Genomic DNA, 18,863 nt, shown 5'->3' with positions numbered 1-18,863 from the left:
TCAAGTTTTTTCGAATTAAGGGTGAATTAAGTTGCCACAGATAATCTGAACCCACTTAAACGACTCACCCTTTAACGACACAAGGAAAGACATATGAAAACTTTGACTGCCCTGTTCACCGCTGCCGCCCTGACCCTCACCGCTGGCCTGGCCCAGGCGGATGTACGAATCGACCAGGTTCCCCAATTGGTCAAGGACGGCAAGATCAAGTCCCTTGAATCGATGAATGAGGAAGCCCTGAAGTTGCACCCAGGCGCCACCATCACCGACACCGATCTGGACAATCACTTCAACGGTTACGAATATGAAGTGGAACTGAAAACTGCCGACGGCAAAGAGTTCGACGTTGATTTCGATGCAACCACCGGCAAAGTCCTGTCGAACAAGCAAGACACTTGATCCATGGATTTAAGAAGCCGCGCAACTTTCAAGTTGCGCGGCTTTTTCGTGTGCGCCTGTAAACCGTTGCAGGGTCTGAGCGCCGCGGCTCAACCGTCACAAAACCTTCAAAAAACCCTGCAATGATGCCGCTCAAGTGAACCTGTAGCCGCTGCGACAGGCACTCCCCGCCAGCGAGTCCTCATGAACCACAGCATCGACCAAAGCCATCGCGATCCGGACCTGTTCGGCCTGCTTTATGGGTTTCGTTTCCGCCCCGGCGAGCGTGGTCGGGAGATCGATTCGGCCCAAGCCCTGCTAAGCCTGCAACAACCGCAAGACGCCGACGAATTCCTCTGGCTACACCTGAACCTGGCTCACGCGGCCTGCGAGCGCTGGATGAAGAGTCACCTGGCCTTGCCCCAGGAGTTCTTCGAAGCCCTGCACGAAGGCTCGCGCTCGACTCGCATCGAACATGTGGACTCGGCATTGCTGGCAGTAGTGAACGATGTGGTGTTCAACCTCAGTAACCTGGTGTCCTCGGATGTATCGACATTGTGGGTGTGCGTGCACAGTCGGTTGATCATCAGCGCGCGCCTGCAACCGTTGCACTCGGTCGACAAGCTGCGCTCATCGGTCAAGGCCGGCGAGTGCTTTCGCTCGCCACTGGAACTGCTGGTGCATCTGCTGCGCGACCAAGGCGAAGTGCTGACCCAGATCGTGCGCAAGACCAGCCTCAGCGTCGACCAGATCGAAGACCAGTTGCTGTCTTCGCGCGTGTCCAACAACCGCGCCGAGCTGGGTGCCCAACGCCGCGTGCTGGTGCGCCTGCAACGCCTGCTGGCCCTGGAGCCAGGCTCGTTGCTGCGCCTGCTAAACCGCCCACCGCAATGGTTGCAGAAGGAAGACGTCAAGGAACTGCGCAAATCCACCGAGGAGTTCGCCCTGATCATCAACGACCTCACCGCCCTGGGCGAGCGGATCAAGCTGCTACAGGAAGAGATCGCCGCCAACCTCAACGAACAAAGCAACCGCACGCTGTTCACCCTGACGGTGGTCACGGTGCTGGCGTTGCCCATCAACATCATTGCCGGTTTCTTCGGCATGAACGTCGGCGGCGTACCGCTGGCCAGTGATCCCGAGGGTTTCTGGATCCTGGTGGCGCTGGTGGCAACTTTCACCGTGATTGCAGGCCGATGGGCGTTTCGCAAGCGGCGCGATTATTGAAATTGATCCACCTCGGGTTCGCATAAGCTTTTGTGGCGAGGGAGCTTGCTCCCGCTCGGCTGCGCCCGTAGGAGCTGTCGAGCGCAGCGAGGCTGCGATCTTGTCCCGGACAATTGAGTCGCAAGCGAAAGATCAAGATCAAAAGATCGCAGCCTTCGGCAGCTCCTACCCACAGCGGGAGCAAGCTCCCTCGCCACAGGTGTTAATCAGGCCCTATTGCAAACAGGTCAATACCATCAGGCACTCAACCGCGCCGTCACTTCATTCAACTGCCCGGACAGCCCATGCAAATCCCGACTGGCCGCTTCGGTGCGCTGCACATTGTCGAGGTTGGTGCTGGCGATGCAGGTGATTTCGGTGAGGTTGCGCGAAATGTCTTCGGCCACGGAGGTCTGCTCTTCCGCGGCGGTAGCGATCTGGCGGTTCATGTCGCGAATCGCTTCCACCGCCTGGGTGATGCGTTCCAGCATGGCGCCGGCCTGGGTCACTTGCTCGACACTTTCTTCACTGCGCGACTGCCCGCTTTCGATGGCCTGGGCCGCGTCCACTGCGCCAGTCTGCACGGTCTGGATGATCTGATTGATCTCGATGATCGATGACGCCGTGCGCTGCGCCAAGTTGCGAACCTCATCGGCGACCACCGCAAAACCGCGTCCGGCCTCACCCGCCCGTGCCGCTTCGATGGCAGCGTTGAGCGCCAGCAGGTTAGTCTGCTCGGCAATCGCGCGAATCACTTCAAGCACTTTACCGATGCGCCCGCTGTCGGTTTCCAGACGACGGATCACCGTGGCCGTGTTGGCAATTTCGCCACGCATCTGGGTGATGGTGTGGATAGTGGCCCTGCATCACTTTTTCGCCCTGCTGCGCCGAATGATCGGCATCATCGGCAGCCCGCGCCGCATCGGCGGCATGGCGAGCAACCTCCTGGGCGGTGGCGGACATCTCGTTCATGGCCGTTGCCACCTGATCGGTGCGTTCGAATTGTTCGCTGGTGCCTTGGCTCATCAAGCTGGCGATGGCATTGAGCTCACCGCTGGCACTGTCCAGCTCCGTGGCACTGCGTTGCAGGGCGCGTGAAGGTTTCGGCAAGGAAATCGCGCAAGGTATTGGCCGCCAGGGCCAGGTCGCCCAGTTCATCCTGGCGCGTACTCGTGACACGCTCGGCGAAACGCCCGCGACTCAGTTGAGTCACGTACTCGATCAGGTTACGGATGGGCTGCACCAGGTTGCGGTTGACCAGCCATACACTCAACAACCCGACCAGCAGCCCCGAGACGAGCATGATCACTGTACCCAACATGATCGTGCGATCGGCACCGGAACTGATCAGCGCCGATTGCTCATCGCCCAGTTTATGCAACTCGACCACCAACTCACTCATCTGCTCACTGGCCGCGCGGTCCACGCCCTTGACCGCTGCGTCACCCGCCGCAGCATCGCCGCCCGCCGCCACAAACGCATCACGGCCCTTCTGGTAAGCCGCGCCCAACTGCACATGCTCGCTCCGCAGCCGTTCGATGCGTGTCTTGATCTGCGCCGGGACACCGTCGTGGGTGGTCAACCGGCCAAGAATGTCCTGGACATCGTGCTGACGCGCCTCGAACTGCTTCCAGTATTTCTCCAGGTCTGCCGGCTGCTTGCCGCGCAGCAACACATTCTTCCACTCCTGGACCTGGACCTTGAATTGCACGTTGGCCTCATCGATCAATTGCGAGGCATGCAACGGGCCATCGATCAGGTGGCGATAATTCTGGATGCCATCGGAAAGGAAGTGAAAGGATGCCAAGGCGATCAGCAACATGGTCAGCAGGCTGCCGCTCAGCAAGGCGAGAATCTGGGCTTTCAGGGATTTTTGTAGAAACATGGAGTCAATCTCTTCGAATAAAGAACCTCCATGTCCAGGCCCCACTGTTGCAACCGAATGTGGAGGATATGTGCATGACATCGGCCCATAAGCCGTGTTCTTGAGCCTTGGCGACCACCGGTAGCGACGGCGTTTTCGCTGATTGGACATGACCTGTCCAGACAATCCCTTTTGTCGGCCCGACGGGATTTAAAAGTCTTTTTGTCATTTCTCCTGCTGTATCCTGCCCAGGCTTTGTAAAAGCGCGGATCTACCAGATCTATCCACAGACTTTGCGAGGAGCGCGATATGCACGAGATCCCTAATCTCCCCTTCCCAAGCCTGCACGACACTGAGCAGACGACCACGCTACAAGCCGGGGGGCAACCTGATGCCCAGCAACCCGAGCCCAAGGAACCCACTGAACGCCGCCAGGCCGACAGCGAAGACTGATTGACCCGCACCACCAGACCGTGTGGAAAGCGCTAAGATGCGCTTTCCACACTGCCTGAATCCCGAGCCCCCCATGAGCGATGACACCCCACCCTTCAGCGAAGCCCAGGCCAGCGTCCTGATCGGCACCGCCGAGAAAATGGTCGAAATCTGGACCCGCCTTCCCGCCGAGAAACAAGCGGCCCTGCTGGCGCGTTTCGGCAGCGAAGAAAACGCCATCGCCGCGCTGGTCACCACGCGCCTGATCAGCGGACAGCACGACAGCTGAATCACCATTGGGCAAATAGTTTTGCTTTTCTGCGCTCGGACGCCACGGCCGCCGTTATCATAAGCAGCCTATCTATCCTGCTGCTCCGTGGACCTTTTCCCCATGTCAGATTCCCAGCGCCCCCTGGCGGTCACGCTGCAAGTCGTTTCCATCGTCCTGTTCACCTTCATCGGCTACCTGAATATCGGCATTCCCCTGGCCGTGCTGCCCGGGCTTCGTCCACGGCGAACTGGGTTTCGGCGCGGTGATCGCCGGGCTGGTGATCAGTGTGCAATACCTGGCCACCCTGCTCAGTCGCCCTTACGCAGGGCGAATCATCGACAACCTGGGGAGCAAGCGCGCGGTGATGTTCGGCCTCGCCGGCTGCGGGCTGAGCGGTGTGTTCATGCTGGTGTCGGCTTGGACACCCCACCTGCCAACGTTCAGCCTGATCAGCCTGTTGATCGGCCGCCTGGTGCTGGGCAGCGCGGAAAGCCTGGTGGGTTCGGGTTCGATTGGCTGGGGCATCGGTCGGGTCGGTGCGGCGAATACCGCCAAGGTGATTTCCTGGAACGGTATCGCCAGTTACGGCGCGTTGGCGATCGGTGCGCCGCTGGGGGGTGTGGCTGGTCAATGCCTTGGGGCTGTGGAGCATGGGCGTCAGCATCATCTTGCTGGGTTTGCTGGGGCTGGCGTTGGCCTGGCGCAAAACCGCGGCCCCCATCGTCGCTGGCGAGCGCCTGCCGTTCATGCATGTATTGGGGCGTGTGCTGCCACACGGCTGCGGCCTGGCCCTGGGTTCCATCGGGTTTGGCACCATCGCGACGTTCATCACCCTGTACTACGCCACGCAGCACTGGGACAACGCCGTGCTGTGCCTGAGCCTGTTCGGCGCCAGCTTCATCGGCGCGCGTCTGCTGTTCGGCAACCTGATCAACCGTCTGGGCGGCTTTCGCGTAGCGATTGCCTGCCTGTCGGTGGAAACCCTCGGCCTGTTACTGCTCTGGCTCGCACCGGATGCCCAGTGGGCCCTGGCGGGAGCGGCGTTGAGCGGCTTCGGCTTTTCCCTGGTGTTTCCGGCGCTGGGGGTGGAAGCGGTCAACTTGGTGCCAGCTTCCAGTCGTGGGGCGGCGGTGGGCGCTTATTCACTGTTCATTGATTTGTCATTGGGGATCACCGGTCCGCTGGCCGGTGCGATTGCGGCGGGTTTCGGCTTTGCCTCGATCTTTCTGTTCGCCGCCTTGGCGGCTCTGGGCGGGCTGGCACTGAGTGTCTACCTGTACCGGCAGGCGCCTCGGTACCGTGAAGCGCGGGAGAAAAACTAGAAATCCACCTTGCCGCGGCCGGCCTTGATCGAGCCGCGCTTGGTCTTGGATTCCAGGCGACGTTTTTTCGAACCCAGGGTCGGCTTGGTCGGGCGACGCTTCTTTTCAACCTTGGTGGCGCTGAGGATCAGTTCGACCAGGCGCTCCAGCGCGTCGGCCCGGTTCTGTTCCTGCGTGCGGTATTGCTGGGCCTTGATGATCAGCACACCGTCGCTGGTAATGCGACTGTCGCGCAGGGCCAGCAATCGCTCCTTGTAGAACTCGGGCAGCGACGAGGCCGGAATGTCGAAGCGCAAGTGCACGGCGCTGGAGACCTTGTTGACGTTCTGCCCCCCGGCCCCCTGGGCGCGGATGGCCGTCAGCTCGATCTCGGCGTCCGGGATGTGCACGGTGTTGGAAATGACCAGCATGGAAAGTGTCCGGTATCAGGCCCCACAGGATACCGCGAATCCCCCAGACAACACCTGCCCCCTGTGGCAGCGGTGGTGACCACACACACTGTGAACACTGAAGATCCAATGTGGGAGCGAGCTTGCTCGCGATTGCAGTGTGTCACTCACCATTGATACTGCTGACCCAACGCCATCGCGAGCAAGCTCGCTCCCACAGGGTTTCGTGCTTACTTGGCAGCCGCTGCCACCGCCAGCTCATGCCGGGCACTGCGCTTGTTCTTGATCCAATAGCACCCGGCCATGAACACCACCCACACCGGAATCGCATAGACCGAGATCTGGATGCCAGGGATCAGCAACATCACACCCAGGATGAACACCACGAACGCCAGGCAGATGTAGTTGCCGTACGGATACCACAGCGCCTTGAACAGCGGCGTCTGGCGTGTCTGGTTCATGTGCTGGCGGAACTTGAAGTGCGAATAGCTGATCATCGCCCAGTTGATCACCAGGGTCGCGACCACCAGGGACATCAGCAACTCCAGCGCATGCTGCGGGACCAGATAGTTCAACAGCACCGCCACCAGCGTGACCGCTGCCGACGCGAGGATCGAACGCACCGGTACGCCGCGCTTGTCGATCTTGGACAAGGCCTTGGGCGCATCGCCCTGCTCGGCCATGCCCAGCAACATACGGCTATTGCAGTAGGTGCCGCTGTTGTACACCGACAGCGCGGCGGTCAGCACCACAAAGTTGAGGATATGCGCAGCGGTGTTGCTGCCCAGCATCGAGAACACCTGCACGAACGGGCTGCCGCTGTAGGCATCGCCGGAAGCGTTAAGTGTGGTCAGCAGGCTGTCCCAAGGGGTCAGGGACAACAGCACCACGAGGGCGCCGATGTAGAAAATCAGAATCCGGTAGATCACCTGGTTGATGGCCTTGGGGATCACGGTTTTCGGTTTGTCGGCCTCGGCGGCGGTGAAACCGAGCATTTCCAGGCCACCGAAGGAGAACATGATGATCGCCATGGCCATCACCAGGCCGCTCACGCCATTGGGGAAGAACCCACCGTGGGACCACAGGTTGGTCACCGACGCCTGCGGGCCACCATGGCCGCTGACCAGCAAATAGCTGCCCAAGGCAATCATGCCGACAATCGCCACGACCTTGATGATCGCGAACCAGAACTCGGCCTCGCCGAAGACTTTGACGTTGGCCAGGTTGATCACATTGATCAGGATGAAAAACGCCGCCGCCGACACCCAGGTCGGAATGTCCGGGGCCCAATAGTGGATGTACTTGCCGACCGCGGTCAGCTCGGACATACCCACCAGGATGTAGAGAATCCAGCAGTTCCAACCCGACAGGAACCCGGCGAAACCGCCCCAGTACTTGTGGGCGAAGTGGCTGAAGGACCCGGCGACCGGCTCTTCGACGATCATTTCGCCCAACTGGCGCATGATCATGAAGGCGATGAAGCCGCAGATGGCGTAGCCGAGGATCATCGACGGGCCGGCTGATTTCAGCACCCCCGCCGAGCCGAGGAACAGGCCGGTGCCGATCGCGCCACCGAGGGCGATCAGTTGAATGTGTCGATTTTTCAGGCCGCGTTTCAGCTCGCCTGAATGCGTATTTTCTACAACGGTCATGCGTCACCTATTTGTTTTTATCTGTGACGAAATCGAACCCGACACGCTCGTGGCATGGCGGAGTGAACAAGGCGGATAACCTTGAAAATGCGTGGGTACGCGAAGGGTCACAGTAAAACGCGGCGCATTGTACACCGCTGCCCCACCGCGACCAGACATCCGCGCACCCCGTACTTCAGGTCTGCCGCGCATCTGACCCGTCCCGCCGGTTTGAAACAAGCGCTGCGAAGTGTCGGAAAACCCGTCAAACCGACCTCTTCGGCAGCTTTTTCTTACAGCGCAGCCAAACACCGGGACAAACCGGCTTGATAGGCAAAAATCGTCAGCATTTCTTTACAAGCCGTAACGCAAAATTGCCATGTAGGAATTTTCTGTAAGCCGACTGCAAATTGACGGTAGCTAGCTACCTAAGTAAAAAACTACACAGCCAACTGTTTTTGAATGAGTAATTTCTTCGGCGAAAATGGAACAAAAAGTTCAAACGAAAAAAATAAAATTATTTTTTTGCAATCCAAAAACCCCTCGACTAGGTTTTCAGCGACTTGCCAAGGCATCGTGCCGACAAGTTCTGCGGTGCCGTTGCCGGCCTGTTTACACTCGCCGAATCGGGCCGTTGATTTCCGTAAAAGTCATCTAGGAGATTCACTATGCAAGCACTGGACAAAGACTTGGAAACCGAACTGCAACTGGACGAATGGTTTGAAGCCCCTACCCATGAAGCCGCCGTTGAAATGATGCAAGCCGACGCCGTCGTTCCGTTCGGCACGGCGATGTGGCCTCTGTAGGCACTGCCCGGCGGAGGCGATCCGGCCGGTCGACTCCGCCACTTGCCGGTTGTCAGGGAAGTTAAATGAACTTGTCAGGGAAGAATAAGCATGGACACACAACGAGCCATCTCACATTTCCTTTACTACCTCGAACACCATCCCGCCCTGGCCGGCATTCAACCCGCCAAGGTGTTGCTCGGTCATACCGCTGACTACGAAGCGCTGACCGGCGCCATTGCCGAACAGGCGGGCAGCGGCTCGCCTTTTCGGTTCAGTGCCATGCGCCTGGACCTCGAGTCCACGGAGCGCCTGTCCAAGGCCATTGCAGACAGCGATCTGTATATTTTTTTCTACGACTCTTCCACCCTGCCCAACCCGCGTCCCGACGGCCCGGACTTTGTCCGCGCGCTGCAGGGCGTGATGGCTGACAACTGGAAGAAATCGCTGCTGTTCAAGGACTACGGCGATTATTTCTACGACACCTTCAGCGTGATTCCCCAGCGCATCGCCGGGCTCAACAGTCACCTGATCCGGCGCATGTCCCAGGCGACGACCCTGAGTTTCCAGGATGACCACGGTTCGTATTTCGACACAGCCTTGGGCAGCGTGAAGAAATGGACCGACATCAACGGCCTCGGCAACTACGACCTGGCCCCCGGCGAAATCGCCACCCACAGCGACACCATCAATGGCCGGGTGAATTTCGTCGGCACGTTCCTGAGCACCATCCCGTTCGCACGCAAATACGGCGTACTGCAATCGCCGCTGGAGCTGTGGATCGAAGACTCCACCATCCAGAAAATCGCCACCGACGTGCCGGGCCTGGAGCACGACTTCAATAAATACCTGGACGCCAACCCGTCCAACCGCCGCATCGAGGAACTGGGGATCGGCACCAACGAAGGGGTCAAGAGCCTGTACGCCCGCAATGCCGGTTTCGAGGAGCGCCATTGCGGCCTGCACCTGGGACTGGGTGGCGGGGCCAAGGGCAGCCATCACCTGGATCTGATTTTCGAGAAAGGCATGCTGGCGCTGGATAATGAGCCGATGTTTGATGGGCGGTTTGTGCTTTAGGGGCAACCTTGGGGGGAGTGGTGGGCCTGCTGACCTCTTCGCGAGCAAGCCCGCTCCCACACTGGATCGCCGGCGATCACAAATGCTATGTCCACTGAAGATCAAATGTGGGAGCGGGCTTGCTCGCGAAGACGGATTCAAAGGCACTGCATCACTAAGGCCAGACAAAAAAAACGCCAACCCAACGGTTGGCGTTTTTTCTTGCAGCTTGCAGCTAGAAACTCACCGCGATCTCACTCCGGCTTACGACGCCCAAACCCCGGACGCTGTCCCGAACCTGCCGGGGCACCACGGCGCTTGCCCGATGGCGTGTCGCGGTCGGCCAGGACGATACCCGGGCGTTTTTTCGGTGCCGGCTTGGCCGGACGCTTCGTGTCGGCCGGGCGATCGGCGACTGGCGTACCGCGACCCGCCGGGGCACCGCGACCTTCACCTCGCTCGGTCCGACCATTGGCCGGACGCGGCGTGCGAGGACCACGCTCACCGTCCTGACGGGGCGCAGGCTTGCGAGCCGGGCGCTCGCCTTCGATCTGCGGCTCGCGGGAAGGACGCGGGCCAATCGGCGCACCTTCAGCAGCCGGACGCAGCGTACGCACGCGCTCGGTCTTGCCCATCGGGCGCGAGGATTTACGCTGCATCCGCTCCAGCTTGTCCTTGCTCTTGGCGGTCATCTGCGGCATTGCCACCGGCTTGAGACCCACTTCGGCGGCGAGGATGTCGACTTCGTACTGGCTCATTTCGCGCCAGCGGCCCATCGGCAGGTCGGAATTGAGGAACACCGGGCCGAAACGCACGCGCTTCAGGCGGCTGACCACCAGCCCCTGGGATTCCCACAAACGCCGCACTTCACGGTTACGGCCTTCCATCACCACGCAGTGATACCAGTGGTTGAAGCCTTCACCGCCGGGCGCCTGCTTGATGTCGGTGAAACGCGCCGGGCCGTCTTCCAGCACAACACCGGCCTTGAGGCGCTCGATCATTTCGTCGTCGACTTCGCCACGCACACGCACGGCGTATTCGCGGTCCATCTCGTAGGACGGGTGCATCAAACGGTTGGCCAGCTCACCGTCGGTGGTGAACATCAGCAAACCGGTGGTGTTGATGTCCAGGCGACCGATGTTGATCCAGCGGCCTTCTTTCGGACGCGGCATCTTGTCGAACACCGTCGGGCGACCTTCCGGGTCGTCACGGGTGCAGATTTCGCCGTCGGGTTTGTTGTACATGATCACGCGGCGCACCGTTTCGGCGGCCTCTTCGCGCTTGATCACCTTGCCATCGATGGTGATGGCGTCGTGCATGTCGACACGCAGGCCCAAGGTGGCATCTTTGCCGTTGACCTTGATCCGGCCCTGGGTAATCCAGGCTTCCACGTCACGGCGCGAACCGACGCCGATACGGGCGAGGACTTTTTGCAGCTTCTCGCCTGCTGGGCCGATTTCCTGGCTGTCGTTCTGGTCTAGGTCTTTCATTCTGGGCACCTCCCGGTGTGGTCGGGTCAGGCGTGGCCTGACGCTTTGAAAACGGGTCTTCGACGAAGGGATCGCCAAAGGGTCGCGAATCATACGCCTGTTAAGGCGATTGCGCATCAGAGACTAGCTGATCGACGAGCGCCCGGCGTATTTTCCGCCGACCGGTGGCTTCCCGTTTGGTGGGGACTTAATGAAGCCCCCTGTGGGAGCCGAGCTTGCTCGCGATGGCGGCGGGTCAGCCTGCATTTATGCTGAATGTTACTCCGTCATCGCGAGCAAGCTCGGCTCCCACAGGGGACGGCGGTGGATCAGCCAGCGTTTCCAAACCAGTTGAATCAGTCGTCGAACTGGCGCCGTTCGTTCTCGATCGCTTCGGCCAGGGCACGGGCTTCGGCTTCTTCATCGCTCAGTTCGGGTTCCGGCGGCTGGAGGGCGGCGACGGCGGCCAGCAGTTTTTCCCGGGCTTGGGCAACGCCGAGGATGTCTTCTTCCGGTTCCGACTCCGCTTCCGGCTCTGGCTCTGGCTCTGGCTCTGGCTCTGGCTCTGGTGCAGGTTCCACCGGGCTATTGGGCTCCGCCAACTCATCCGACTCGCCCTCAAGGCCAGGCCCTTCACGCAGCAAGTCGTCGAAATCGGTCTTCAAACCCTCCTCCATGGTGTCCAGCTCCAGCAACAACGAGTGGAAACTGGTCTCTTCCTTCGGCTCCTCAGGCTCGGCGCTGGCGTCGGCCAGTTCCTGCAGGCCTTGGGGTACCGGGGCGTCGTCGAACTCCAGCATCGGTTCGGGTTCCAGCTCCCGCAGTTCGGCCAGGGGCGGCAGGTCATCCAGGTTCTTCAGGTTGAAGTGATCGAGAAAGGCCTTGGTGGTGGCGAACATCGCCGGTTTGCCCGGCACGTCGCGATAGCCAACGACGCGGATCCACTCGCGCTCCAGCAACGTCTTGACGATATGGCTGTTGACCGCCACGCCCCGTACATCCTCGATCTCGCCGCGGGTGATCGGTTGGCGATAGGCAATCAACGCCATGGTTTCGAGCATGGCGCGGGAGTAGCGCTGCGGCCGCTCCTCCCACAGGCGCCCGACCCAGGGCGCGAACTTCTCGCGGATCTGCAGGCGATAACCGGACGCCACTTCCTTGAGTTCGAAAGCCCGCCCCTCGCAGGACTTGCCCAACAGCGTCAGGGCTTTCTTGAACACGGCTGGCTCGGGCCGCTCGCCTTCTTCAAAGAGTTCGAACAGGCGCTCCATCGATTGCGGCTTTCCCGAGGCCAACAGGAAAGCTTCAAGCAAGGGGGCCAGCTCGCGGGGTTCAGTCAGATTCATTGATTTGCTCGTTATTCGGCTCGTGCCCGCACGTGGATCGCTGCGAACGGCTCATTCTGCACCAGCTCGACCAAGGATTCCTTGACCAATTCCAGGACCGCCATAAACGTCACCACCACCCCCAACCGTCCTTCCTCGGCGGTGAACAGCTCGACGAACGGCACGAAACCGCCGCCCTTGAGCCGTTCCAGCACATCGCTCATGCGCTCGCGGGTGGACAGCGCTTCGCGGCTGACCTGGTGACTTTCAAACATATCGCCCCGGCGCAGGACCTCGGCCATGGACATCAGCAGCTCTTCCAGGCTCACATCCGGCAGCAACTTGCGCGCCCGTGCTTGCGGCGCATCGAGCTTGGGCACCACCACATCGCGCCCCACCCGGTTCAAGCCATCGAGGCCTTCGGCGGCGACCTTGAAGCGTTCGTACTCCTGCAAGCGCCGAATCAACTCGGCCCGCGGGTCGTCCTCTTCCTCTTCGACTTCCGCCGAGCGCGGCAGCAGCATTCGCGACTTGATCTCGGCAAGCATGGCCGCCATCACCAGATACTCGGCCGCCAGTTCCAGGCGCACCGACTGCATCAACTCGACGTAGCCCATGTATTGGCGGGTGATTTCCGCCACGGGGATGTCAAGGATGTTGATGTTCTGTTTGCGGATCAGGTACAGCAGCAGGTCAAGGGGGCCCTCGAAAGCTTCGAGGAACACTTCCAGCGCATCCGGCGGAATGTACAAGTCCAGGGGCATTTCCATGACCGCCTGGCCATAGACCATGGCGAACGGCAACTCCTGCTGCGCGCCAGCCTGGCTGTCGGCATTGTCCACCGCGGTTTCCACGGCGGACATTCAGGCCTCGACCATGAACGGCGTCGGATCGCCGCAACCGACGCGCACCACCTGGGGTTCGCCATCGGCCAGGTTGATCACCGTGGACGCCGACATGCCGCCAAAACCGCCATCGATGATCAGATCCACCTGATGCTCGAGTATCTGGCGCATCTCATAGGGATCGGTCAACGGCTCGGTCTCGCCAGGCATGATCAGCGTCACGCTCATCAGCGGCTCACCCAGCTCCGCCAACAGTGCCAGGGCGATGGGATGGCTCGGCACCCGCAGGCCGATGGTGCGTTTTTTCGGGTGCAGCAACAGCCGCGGGACTTCCCGCGTGGCATTGAGAATGAACGTGTACGGCCCCGGCAAATGCGCCTTGAGCAAGCGGAAGGTGCCGGTGTCGATCTTGGCGAACAGGCCCAACTGCGAGAGGTCGCTGCAGATGAGCGCGAAATTGTGCTTGTCGTCCAGTTGACGCAGGCGTCTGACACGCTCCACGGCATTCTTGTCGCCGATCTGGCAACCGATGGCGTAGGACGAGTCGGTGGGATAGACCACCACGCCACCGCCACGAATGATTTCCACAGCCTGTTTGATCAGGCGCGCTTGCGGGTTTTCCGGATGAATCTGGAAAAATTGACTCACATGTTCTACCTGTTCAGACGGCGGCGGTAACGGGATCATGTTTGAATCTACACCAAAGTGGTGGCAGATCTTCCGGCAACGGGCGGTATTCGCCTATCTCGGACCAGCCCCCAGGGCCATGGAAATCACTGCCGGCGGTGACCAGCAGGCCGAACTCACGGGCCAGGATCGCCAAGCTGCCCACCTGCTCGGCAGGCTGATGGCCGTTGACCACCTCGATGGCATGGCCCCCTGCTTGAATATAGTCGGCGACCAGACGGCGGCGCTTGCTGCGGGTGAAATCATAGTGCCATGGATGCGCCAGGCTGACCCAGGCGCCAGCGGCTCGCAGGGTCGCGACGGTATCTTCCAGGGTCGGCCAATGTTGCTTGACGTCCCCCAGCTTGCCGGCCCCCAGCCATTTGCGGAACGCTTCGGCGCGATCCTTGACGAACCCTTCGCGCACCATCCAGTCGGCAAAGTGTGGCCGGGCCGGTGCGTTGCCACTGTCGCCCAGCTCCTGCTGCATCTGCCGGGCGCCGTCCAGCGCACCGGGCATGCCCTTGAGGGCCAGCTTGCGGCTGATCTCTTCGGAACGCAGCCAGCGGCCGTCGCGCAGTTGTGCGATGGCCTGGACCAACGCTGGCGCATTCACATCGAAACCGTAGCCCAGCACATGGATGGTCGCCCCGCCCCAAGTGCATGACAGCTCGACCCCATTGACCAGCTGCATGCCCAACGCCGTGGCGGCGCTACGGGCCTCGTCGAGGCCTTCGAGGGTGTCGTGATCGGTCAGGGCCAGGACTCGCACGCCGTGCTCGAACGCCCGCGCCACCAGAACCGCAGGCGCCAGGGCGCCATCGGAGGCCGTGCTATGGCAGTGCAAATCAACATTCACGAGAGTTTGTTACCTCAAATCAGCTGGCCCTATCGCGGCCAAGGATGTTTGTTATTATGCCGCCACATCCTGCTTCTGGCTGCCACTGTGAAACAATTCATCGACTTCATCCCGCTCCTGCTGTTTTTCATCGTCTACAAACTTGATCCCCGGGCCGTCGATTTCGCCGGTCACTCCTTGACTGTAGGCGGTATTTACAGCGCCACCGCGGTGCTGATCATCAGCTCCCTGGTGGTCTACGGCGCGCTGTTCGTGTCCCAGCGCAAGCTGGAGAAGAGCCAGTGGCTGACCCTGATCGCCTGCCTTGTGTTCGGCAGCCTGACCCTGGCGTTCCACAGCGAAACCTTCCTCAAATGGAAGGCCCCGGTGGTCAACTGGCTGTTCGCCCTCGCCTTCATCGGCAGCCACTTCATCGGTGATCGCCTGCTGATCAAGCGCATCATGGGCCACGCCATCAACCTGCCGGAACTGATCTGGACCCGGTTGAACATCGCCTGGATCGCGTTTTTCCTGTTCTGCGGCGCCGCCAACCTGTTCGTTGCGTTCACGTTCCAGGAGTACTGGGTCGACTTCAAGGTCTTCGGCAGCCTGGGCATGACGCTGCTGTTCCTGATTGGCCAGGGCATCTACCTGTCCCGTCACCTGCACGATGCCGACCCCACCACGCCTAAAACCGAGGACTGACATGCTCTACGCAATCATTGCCACCGACGTCGCCGATTCCCTGGAAAAACGCCTGGCCGTGCGTCCGGCACACCTGGAGCGCCTGCAACAGCTCAAGGCCGAAGGTCGTATCGTGCTGGCCGGCCCGCACCCGGCGGTGGACAGCAATGACCCGGGCGCCGCGGGTTTCACCGGCAGCCTGATCGTAGCCGAATTCGCCTCCCTGACCGACGCACAAGCCTGGGCCAAGGCCGATCCGTTCGTGGCGGCCGGCGTCTACGCCGATGTCGTGGTCAAGCCGTTCAAGCAAGTCCTGCCGTAACCCCCCTGGCGCGATGAGCCTGCGCGGCTCATTGCGCTCAGTTGCTCATCTTTCTCATTTGCCTGCCGACAACCTGTCTAATCTCGATTGGAATTCAGGAGTTGCAATGCGCAAAGGTCCGTTGTGCCTGTTGTTGGTCTCGTTGGCGATCGGAGCGCCCGCCCATGGCGAGGAAAGCACCGAGGGCAGTCATTCGGCGCCCTTGTCCCTGAGCGCCGGCGGCCAGATCGCTGAATTGCAGCAACGCTTGAAAGACAGCGAGCGCCAGCGTGAAGAGCTGAGCAAACAACTGAAAAATGCCGACAGCGAACGCGAAAGCGCGGTGCTGGCCCGACTGCGCCAGGAAAACCAGCGCCTGAAGCTGCAACTCAAGGAAGCCCAGGCCAGCCCGCTGCCGCGCCTGCTGACCGATCAACAGCAATGGTTCGTCATTGGTGCCGGGGTAGCGCTATTGGCCTTGCTCTGCGGTATCTTTGCCAGCGGTGGACGTAGACAACGTCGGCAATGGCTAAATTGAGTGAGTCATGAGCGAGCTGTTACTGATAGATGATGACCAGGAGCTGTGTGAGCTCCTCGTGAGTTGGCTGAGCCAGGAAGGGTTTCAGGCCCGCGCCTGTCACGATGGCCAGAGTGCCCGCAAGGCCCTGGCCGAAACCGCCCCGGCTGCCGTGGTCCTGGACGTGATGCTGCCCGACGGCAGTGGCCTGGAACTGCTCAAGCAATTGCGCACCGATCACCCGGAATTGCCGGTGCTGATGCTGTCGGCCCGGGGTGAACCGCTGGACCGTATCCTTGGCCTGGAACTGGGCGCCGATGACTACCTGGCCAAGCCCTGCGACCCACGGGAACTGACCGCCCGCCTGCGCGCCGTGCTGCGCCGCAGCCACCCGACGGCCGTGTCCAGCCAGATCGAACTGGGTGACCTGACCTTCAGCCCGGTGCGTGGCGTGGTCAGCATCGACGAACAGGAACAGACCCTCACCGTTTCCGAAAGCCGCCTGCTCGAAGCACTGCTCAAGCAGCCGGGCGAGCCGCTGGACAAGCAGGAACTGGCGCAGATCGCCCTGGGCCGCAAACTGACCCTGTACGATCGCAGCCTCGACATGCACGTGAGCAACCTGCGCAAGAAAATCGGCCCCCACCCCGACGGCCGTCCGCGCATCGTGGCGCTGCGTAGCCGTGGTTACTACTACAGCCTCTAAGCACTGCGCCGCTGAGCTGTGGGAGCAAGGCTTGCCCGCGATGCAGACACCTCGGCTCCCTCAGAGACCGTGTTATCTTCATCGCGGGCAAGCCTTGCTCCCACAGGGTTTAGTGTTTGGCCCTGCAGATTTGTCAGGTCCGCACCAAACCGTCTTTACCCAAGCTTTACGCCCCCCTGACCGCCGCTGACCTTGATCTCCGTAATCTGCACATATCCGGAACTGACCGGGAATGAGACAAGGAGACACACCATGCGCAAGACCCTTATCGCTCTGATGTTCGCTGCCGCCCTGCCGACCGTCGCCATGGCCATGCCCGAAGGCCCCGGCCCGATGGGGCCGATGGACGGCCCACGCCACGGCGGCCAGATGCATGACAAAGGTCCCTACAGCCAACTGGACCTGAGCCGCGAACAACGCCAGCAGATTCGCCATATCATGGGCGAACAGCGCCACGAACAACGGGAATTGGTCGACAAGTACCTGGCCAAGCTGTCGCCAGCCGACCAGAAAGCCATGCAGGACGAAATGCAAGCCCGGCATCAGAAGGTCGATGCCCAGATCCGTGGACTGCTGAAGCCTGAGCAGCAAAAAGAATTCGACGCGATCCAGAAGAAACAGGCCGAACGTCGCGCCGAGTGGGCTGAGTTCAAGGCCTGGAAAGCGCAACAGCCGCAAAAAGCGCAATAATGCACTGAAGCTCCCCAGCCCAACGGCCCATCGCCGTTGGGCTTTCTTTGTTTTCGAGGATTTATCGTGCGTTCATTGTTCTGGCGCATCCTGGCCAGTTTCTGGCTGGCCATCACCCTGGTTGCAGGGCTTTCGATCCTGATGGGCCACATGCTGAACCAGGACGCCTGGATCCTCAGCCGCCACCCGGGCCTCAACACCCTGGCCGAAGAATGGACGCAAACCTATGAAAGTCAGGGCGAGGACGCCGCCCAGGACATCCTGCAACAACGCAAGCGCCAGTATCGCATCGACGTCCAGGTGCTCAACGAAAGCGGTGACCCGGTGGTACGCGGCACCTTCCCGCCTCGCGCCGCCGCCTTCGAGGCACGGCAAAAGCGCCTGCCCTGGCGGCGGCTGACCGACGAGTTCACCAGCGCCAAAACCGGCGACACTTACCTGTTCATCTACCGCATTCCCCATCCTGAACTGGACGCCTGGCACCGCGAGAGCCTGCTCTTGCCCCTCAGTGCACTGGGGATCGCGTTGGTGGTGCTGACACTGTTCAGCTTGTTGGTGACCTTCTCCATCACCCGTCCACTGAGTCGCCTGCGCGGCGCCGTGCATGACCTGGGGCAAGCCACCTACCAACAGAACAGCCTCGCCAAACTGGCCAATCGTCGGGATGAATTCGGCGTATTGGCCACTGACTTCAACCGCATGGGCGCACGCCTGCAAAGCTTGATTGCCAGCCAGCGCCAACTGCTGCGCGACGTGTCCCACGAACTGCGCTCGCCCCTGGCCCGACTGCGCATTGCCTTGGCATTGGCTGAACGGGCCACCCCCGAGGAACGTGAAAAACTCTGGCCGCGCCTGACCCGCGAATGCGATCGCCTGGAGGCGCTGATCAGCGAAATCCTGGTCCTGGCCCGGGTCGATGCCGACAACGCCGGCGCCGAAGAGGTGGACCTCAACGGTTTGCTGGTCACCCTGCAAAAAGATGCGCAGTTGGCTTCACCGGAGCAAACCGTGCAGCTTGAAACCGAGGCGGACCTGACCCTCAAGGGCTGGCCGACCATGATCGAGCGGGCGGTGGACAACCTGCTGCGCAACGCCCAGCGCTTCAATCCGAGCGGGCCATCGATCGAGATGCGCGCGGTGCGCCAGGGCGAACGGATCCTGATCAGCGTGCGCGACCACGGGCCCGGCGTGGAGGCCGAACACCTGGGGCAATTGGGCGAACCGTTCTACCGCGCCCCCGGCCAGACTGCCGCCGGCCATGGCCTGGGCCTGGCCATCGCACGCCGTGCCGCCGAACGCCATGGTGGTGCGCTGGTATTAGGTAACCATCCCGAAGGCGGCTTCATTGCGACATTGGAACTGCCGTTGGTGCCGGGGGCCGTGGTACTACCTTAAGTTCAAAAATGAACCTGTGGCGAGGGAGCTTGCTCCCGCTGGGCTACGAAGTAGCCCCAAGATTTTACGGTTGCTGCGCAACCGAGCGGGAGC

At 61.1% G+C, this 18,863-nt stretch carries 22 protein-coding genes and 1 pseudogene; 14 read left to right on the top strand and 9 right to left on the bottom strand.

Features of this window, described 5'->3' with window-relative positions:
- Positions 1–93: 93 nt before the first annotated feature.
- Both PSH84_RS03050 and PSH84_RS03045 read left to right on the top strand, forming a co-directional pair.
- Entirely contained in the window at positions 94–399 is a 306-nt protein-coding gene (locus PSH84_RS03050) for a PepSY domain-containing protein (protein WP_245138134.1), read from the top strand.
- Positions 400–582: 183 nt separating this feature from the next.
- Positions 583–1,605: a transporter gene (locus PSH84_RS03045; protein ID WP_122569310.1), complete on the top strand. Its 1,023-nt coding sequence runs from the start codon at positions 583–585 to the stop codon at positions 1,603–1,605.
- 236 nt (positions 1,606–1,841) lie between these two features.
- On the opposite strand, the gene PSH84_RS28905 is transcribed toward PSH84_RS03045, so the two are convergent.
- Positions 1,842–2,420 carry a methyl-accepting chemotaxis protein gene (locus PSH84_RS28905; RefSeq protein WP_439800552.1) on the bottom strand — a complete coding sequence of 193 codons (579 nt, stop codon included), beginning with the start codon at positions 2,418–2,420 and terminating at the stop codon, positions 1,842–1,844.
- Between PSH84_RS28905 and PSH84_RS28900 the strand changes: the two genes are divergently transcribed.
- A complete protein-coding gene (locus tag PSH84_RS28900; RefSeq protein WP_439800551.1) occupies positions 2,398–2,682 on the top strand; it encodes a hypothetical protein in 285 nt (94 codons plus the stop codon). The two genes, PSH84_RS28905 and PSH84_RS28900, sit on opposite strands and share 23 nt — an antisense overlap.
- Here the strand turns inward: PSH84_RS28900 and PSH84_RS28895 are convergent.
- Positions 2,633–3,469 carry a HAMP domain-containing protein gene (locus PSH84_RS28895; protein ID WP_439800550.1) on the bottom strand — a complete coding sequence of 279 codons (837 nt, stop codon included), beginning with the start codon at positions 3,467–3,469 and terminating at the stop codon, positions 2,633–2,635. The genes PSH84_RS28900 and PSH84_RS28895 overlap by 50 nt on opposite strands.
- Before the next feature lie 288 nt (positions 3,470–3,757).
- On the opposite strand from PSH84_RS28895, the gene PSH84_RS03035 reads away from it, so the two are divergent.
- From PSH84_RS03035 to PSH84_RS03025, 3 genes and pseudogenes are all read left to right on the top strand, one after another.
- On the top strand, positions 3,758–3,901 hold the full coding sequence (locus PSH84_RS03035) for a hypothetical protein (RefSeq protein WP_305468182.1): 144 nt from the start codon (positions 3,758–3,760) through the stop codon (positions 3,899–3,901).
- A gap of 37 nt (positions 3,902–3,938) precedes the next feature.
- Positions 3,939–4,169, top strand: coding sequence for a hypothetical protein (locus PSH84_RS03030; RefSeq protein ID WP_305468183.1), 231 nt, complete (start codon positions 3,939–3,941; stop codon positions 4,167–4,169).
- Between the two features lie 102 nt (positions 4,170–4,271).
- A pseudogene (locus tag PSH84_RS03025) lies at positions 4,272–5,473 on the top strand (MFS transporter).
- On the opposite strand, the gene arfB reads toward PSH84_RS03025, so the two are convergent.
- Both arfB and PSH84_RS03015 read right to left on the bottom strand, forming a co-directional pair.
- The gene (gene arfB, locus PSH84_RS03020; protein ID WP_045156713.1) at positions 5,470–5,883 is read right to left on the bottom strand and encodes an alternative ribosome rescue aminoacyl-tRNA hydrolase ArfB; all 414 of its coding nucleotides are present in this window, start codon (positions 5,881–5,883) and stop codon (positions 5,470–5,472) included. The pseudogene PSH84_RS03025 and the gene arfB sit on opposite strands and share 4 nt — an antisense overlap.
- A gap of 209 nt (positions 5,884–6,092) precedes the next feature.
- A complete protein-coding gene (locus tag PSH84_RS03015) occupies positions 6,093–7,514 on the bottom strand; it encodes an amino acid permease (protein WP_122569313.1) in 1,422 nt (473 codons plus the stop codon).
- Between the two features lie 647 nt (positions 7,515–8,161).
- Between PSH84_RS03015 and PSH84_RS03010 the strand changes: the two genes are divergently transcribed.
- Positions 8,162–8,299, top strand: coding sequence for a hypothetical protein (locus PSH84_RS03010; RefSeq protein WP_003178782.1), 138 nt, complete (start codon positions 8,162–8,164; stop codon positions 8,297–8,299).
- Positions 8,300–8,389: 90 nt separating this feature from the next.
- Positions 8,390–9,355 carry a M29 family metallopeptidase gene (locus tag PSH84_RS03005; RefSeq protein WP_305482265.1) on the top strand — a complete coding sequence of 322 codons (966 nt, stop codon included), beginning with the start codon at positions 8,390–8,392 and terminating at the stop codon, positions 9,353–9,355.
- Positions 9,356–9,588: 233 nt separating this feature from the next.
- Here the strand turns inward: PSH84_RS03005 and rluB are convergent, their stop codons facing one another.
- The 5 genes from rluB to PSH84_RS02980 form a co-directional block, all read right to left on the bottom strand.
- Positions 9,589–10,824, bottom strand: coding sequence for a 23S rRNA pseudouridine(2605) synthase RluB (gene rluB / locus PSH84_RS03000; RefSeq protein ID WP_305468188.1), 1,236 nt, complete (start codon positions 10,822–10,824; stop codon positions 9,589–9,591).
- Positions 10,825–11,159: 335 nt separating this feature from the next.
- Complete coding sequence (scpB, locus tag PSH84_RS02995; RefSeq protein ID WP_305468189.1) at positions 11,160–12,149, bottom strand: SMC-Scp complex subunit ScpB; 990 nt, start codon at positions 12,147–12,149, stop codon at positions 11,160–11,162.
- An 11-nt stretch (positions 12,150–12,160) separates the two neighbouring features.
- On the bottom strand, positions 12,161–12,991 hold the full coding sequence (locus PSH84_RS02990; protein ID WP_122569317.1) for a segregation and condensation protein A: 831 nt from the start codon (positions 12,989–12,991) through the stop codon (positions 12,161–12,163).
- Positions 12,992–13,621, bottom strand: a complete 630-nt coding sequence (locus tag PSH84_RS02985) for an L-threonylcarbamoyladenylate synthase (RefSeq protein WP_053124883.1) — start codon at positions 13,619–13,621, stop codon at positions 12,992–12,994. It abuts the gene before it with no gap.
- Positions 13,622–13,634: 13 nt separating this feature from the next.
- Positions 13,635–14,498, bottom strand: a complete 864-nt coding sequence (locus tag PSH84_RS02980) for a PHP domain-containing protein (RefSeq protein ID WP_122569318.1) — start codon at positions 14,496–14,498, stop codon at positions 13,635–13,637.
- A gap of 87 nt (positions 14,499–14,585) precedes the next feature.
- Here PSH84_RS02980 and PSH84_RS02975 point away from each other — a divergent pair, with 87 nt between their 5' ends.
- From PSH84_RS02975 to PSH84_RS02950, 6 genes are all read left to right on the top strand, one after another.
- On the top strand, positions 14,586–15,182 hold the full coding sequence (locus tag PSH84_RS02975) for a septation protein A (protein WP_003204874.1): 597 nt from the start codon (positions 14,586–14,588) through the stop codon (positions 15,180–15,182).
- A gap of 1 nt (position 15,183) precedes the next feature.
- Complete coding sequence (locus PSH84_RS02970; RefSeq protein ID WP_122569319.1) at positions 15,184–15,483, top strand: YciI family protein; 300 nt, start codon at positions 15,184–15,186, stop codon at positions 15,481–15,483.
- A gap of 106 nt (positions 15,484–15,589) precedes the next feature.
- Positions 15,590–16,000, top strand: a complete 411-nt coding sequence (locus PSH84_RS02965) for an SH3 domain-containing protein (RefSeq protein ID WP_122569320.1) — start codon at positions 15,590–15,592, stop codon at positions 15,998–16,000.
- A gap of 7 nt (positions 16,001–16,007) precedes the next feature.
- Entirely contained in the window at positions 16,008–16,685 is a 678-nt protein-coding gene (locus PSH84_RS02960) for a response regulator transcription factor (RefSeq protein WP_122569321.1), read from the top strand.
- A gap of 252 nt (positions 16,686–16,937) precedes the next feature.
- Complete coding sequence (locus PSH84_RS02955; RefSeq protein WP_122569322.1) at positions 16,938–17,375, top strand: Spy/CpxP family protein refolding chaperone; 438 nt, start codon at positions 16,938–16,940, stop codon at positions 17,373–17,375.
- A 66-nt stretch (positions 17,376–17,441) separates the two neighbouring features.
- Positions 17,442–18,770 carry a sensor histidine kinase gene (locus PSH84_RS02950; protein ID WP_305482264.1) on the top strand — a complete coding sequence of 443 codons (1,329 nt, stop codon included), beginning with the start codon at positions 17,442–17,444 and terminating at the stop codon, positions 18,768–18,770.
- Positions 18,771–18,863 lie beyond the last annotated feature (93 nt).

Origin of the sequence: Pseudomonas beijingensis (assembly GCF_030687295.1) — a bacterium.
Taxonomy (GTDB): Bacteria; Pseudomonadota; Gammaproteobacteria; order Pseudomonadales; family Pseudomonadaceae; genus Aquipseudomonas; species Aquipseudomonas beijingensis.
Note: the sequence above shows the minus strand (reverse complement) of the source record. Positions and strands in the feature narration are given on the sequence as shown.

Bases quoted from the DNA above. Each gene is read 5' to 3' on its own strand.
- arfB (WP_045156713.1), bottom strand. From the start codon at position 5,883: ATGCTGGTCATTTCCAACACCGTGCACATCCCGGACGCCGAGATCGAG.
- PSH84_RS03015 (WP_122569313.1), bottom strand. From the start codon at position 7,514: ATGACCGTTGTAGAAAATACGCATTCAGGCGAGCTGAAACGCGGCCTG.
- PSH84_RS03050 (WP_245138134.1), top strand. From the start codon at position 94: ATGAAAACTTTGACTGCCCTGTTCACCGCTGCCGCCCTGACCCTCACC.
- PSH84_RS02960 (WP_122569321.1), top strand. From the start codon at position 16,008: ATGAGCGAGCTGTTACTGATAGATGATGACCAGGAGCTGTGTGAGCTC.
- PSH84_RS02955 (WP_122569322.1), top strand. From the start codon at position 16,938: ATGCGCAAGACCCTTATCGCTCTGATGTTCGCTGCCGCCCTGCCGACC.
- PSH84_RS03030 (WP_305468183.1), top strand. From the start codon at position 3,939: ATGCGCTTTCCACACTGCCTGAATCCCGAGCCCCCCATGAGCGATGAC.
- PSH84_RS02990 (WP_122569317.1), bottom strand. From the start codon at position 12,991: ATGTCCGCCGTGGAAACCGCGGTGGACAATGCCGACAGCCAGGCTGGC.
- PSH84_RS03035 (WP_305468182.1), top strand. From the start codon at position 3,758: ATGCACGAGATCCCTAATCTCCCCTTCCCAAGCCTGCACGACACTGAG.
- PSH84_RS02965 (WP_122569320.1), top strand. From the start codon at position 15,590: ATGCGCAAAGGTCCGTTGTGCCTGTTGTTGGTCTCGTTGGCGATCGGA.
- PSH84_RS03010 (WP_003178782.1), top strand. From the start codon at position 8,162: ATGCAAGCACTGGACAAAGACTTGGAAACCGAACTGCAACTGGACGAA.
- PSH84_RS28905 (WP_439800552.1), bottom strand. From the start codon at position 2,420: ATGCGTGGCGAAATTGCCAACACGGCCACGGTGATCCGTCGTCTGGAA.
- PSH84_RS03005 (WP_305482265.1), top strand. From the start codon at position 8,390: ATGGACACACAACGAGCCATCTCACATTTCCTTTACTACCTCGAACAC.
- PSH84_RS28895 (WP_439800550.1), bottom strand. From the start codon at position 3,469: ATGTTTCTACAAAAATCCCTGAAAGCCCAGATTCTCGCCTTGCTGAGC.
- PSH84_RS03045 (WP_122569310.1), top strand. From the start codon at position 583: ATGAACCACAGCATCGACCAAAGCCATCGCGATCCGGACCTGTTCGGC.
- rluB (WP_305468188.1), bottom strand. From the start codon at position 10,824: ATGAAAGACCTAGACCAGAACGACAGCCAGGAAATCGGCCCAGCAGGC.
- scpB (WP_305468189.1), bottom strand. From the start codon at position 12,149: ATGAATCTGACTGAACCCCGCGAGCTGGCCCCCTTGCTTGAAGCTTTC.
- PSH84_RS02970 (WP_122569319.1), top strand. From the start codon at position 15,184: ATGCTCTACGCAATCATTGCCACCGACGTCGCCGATTCCCTGGAAAAA.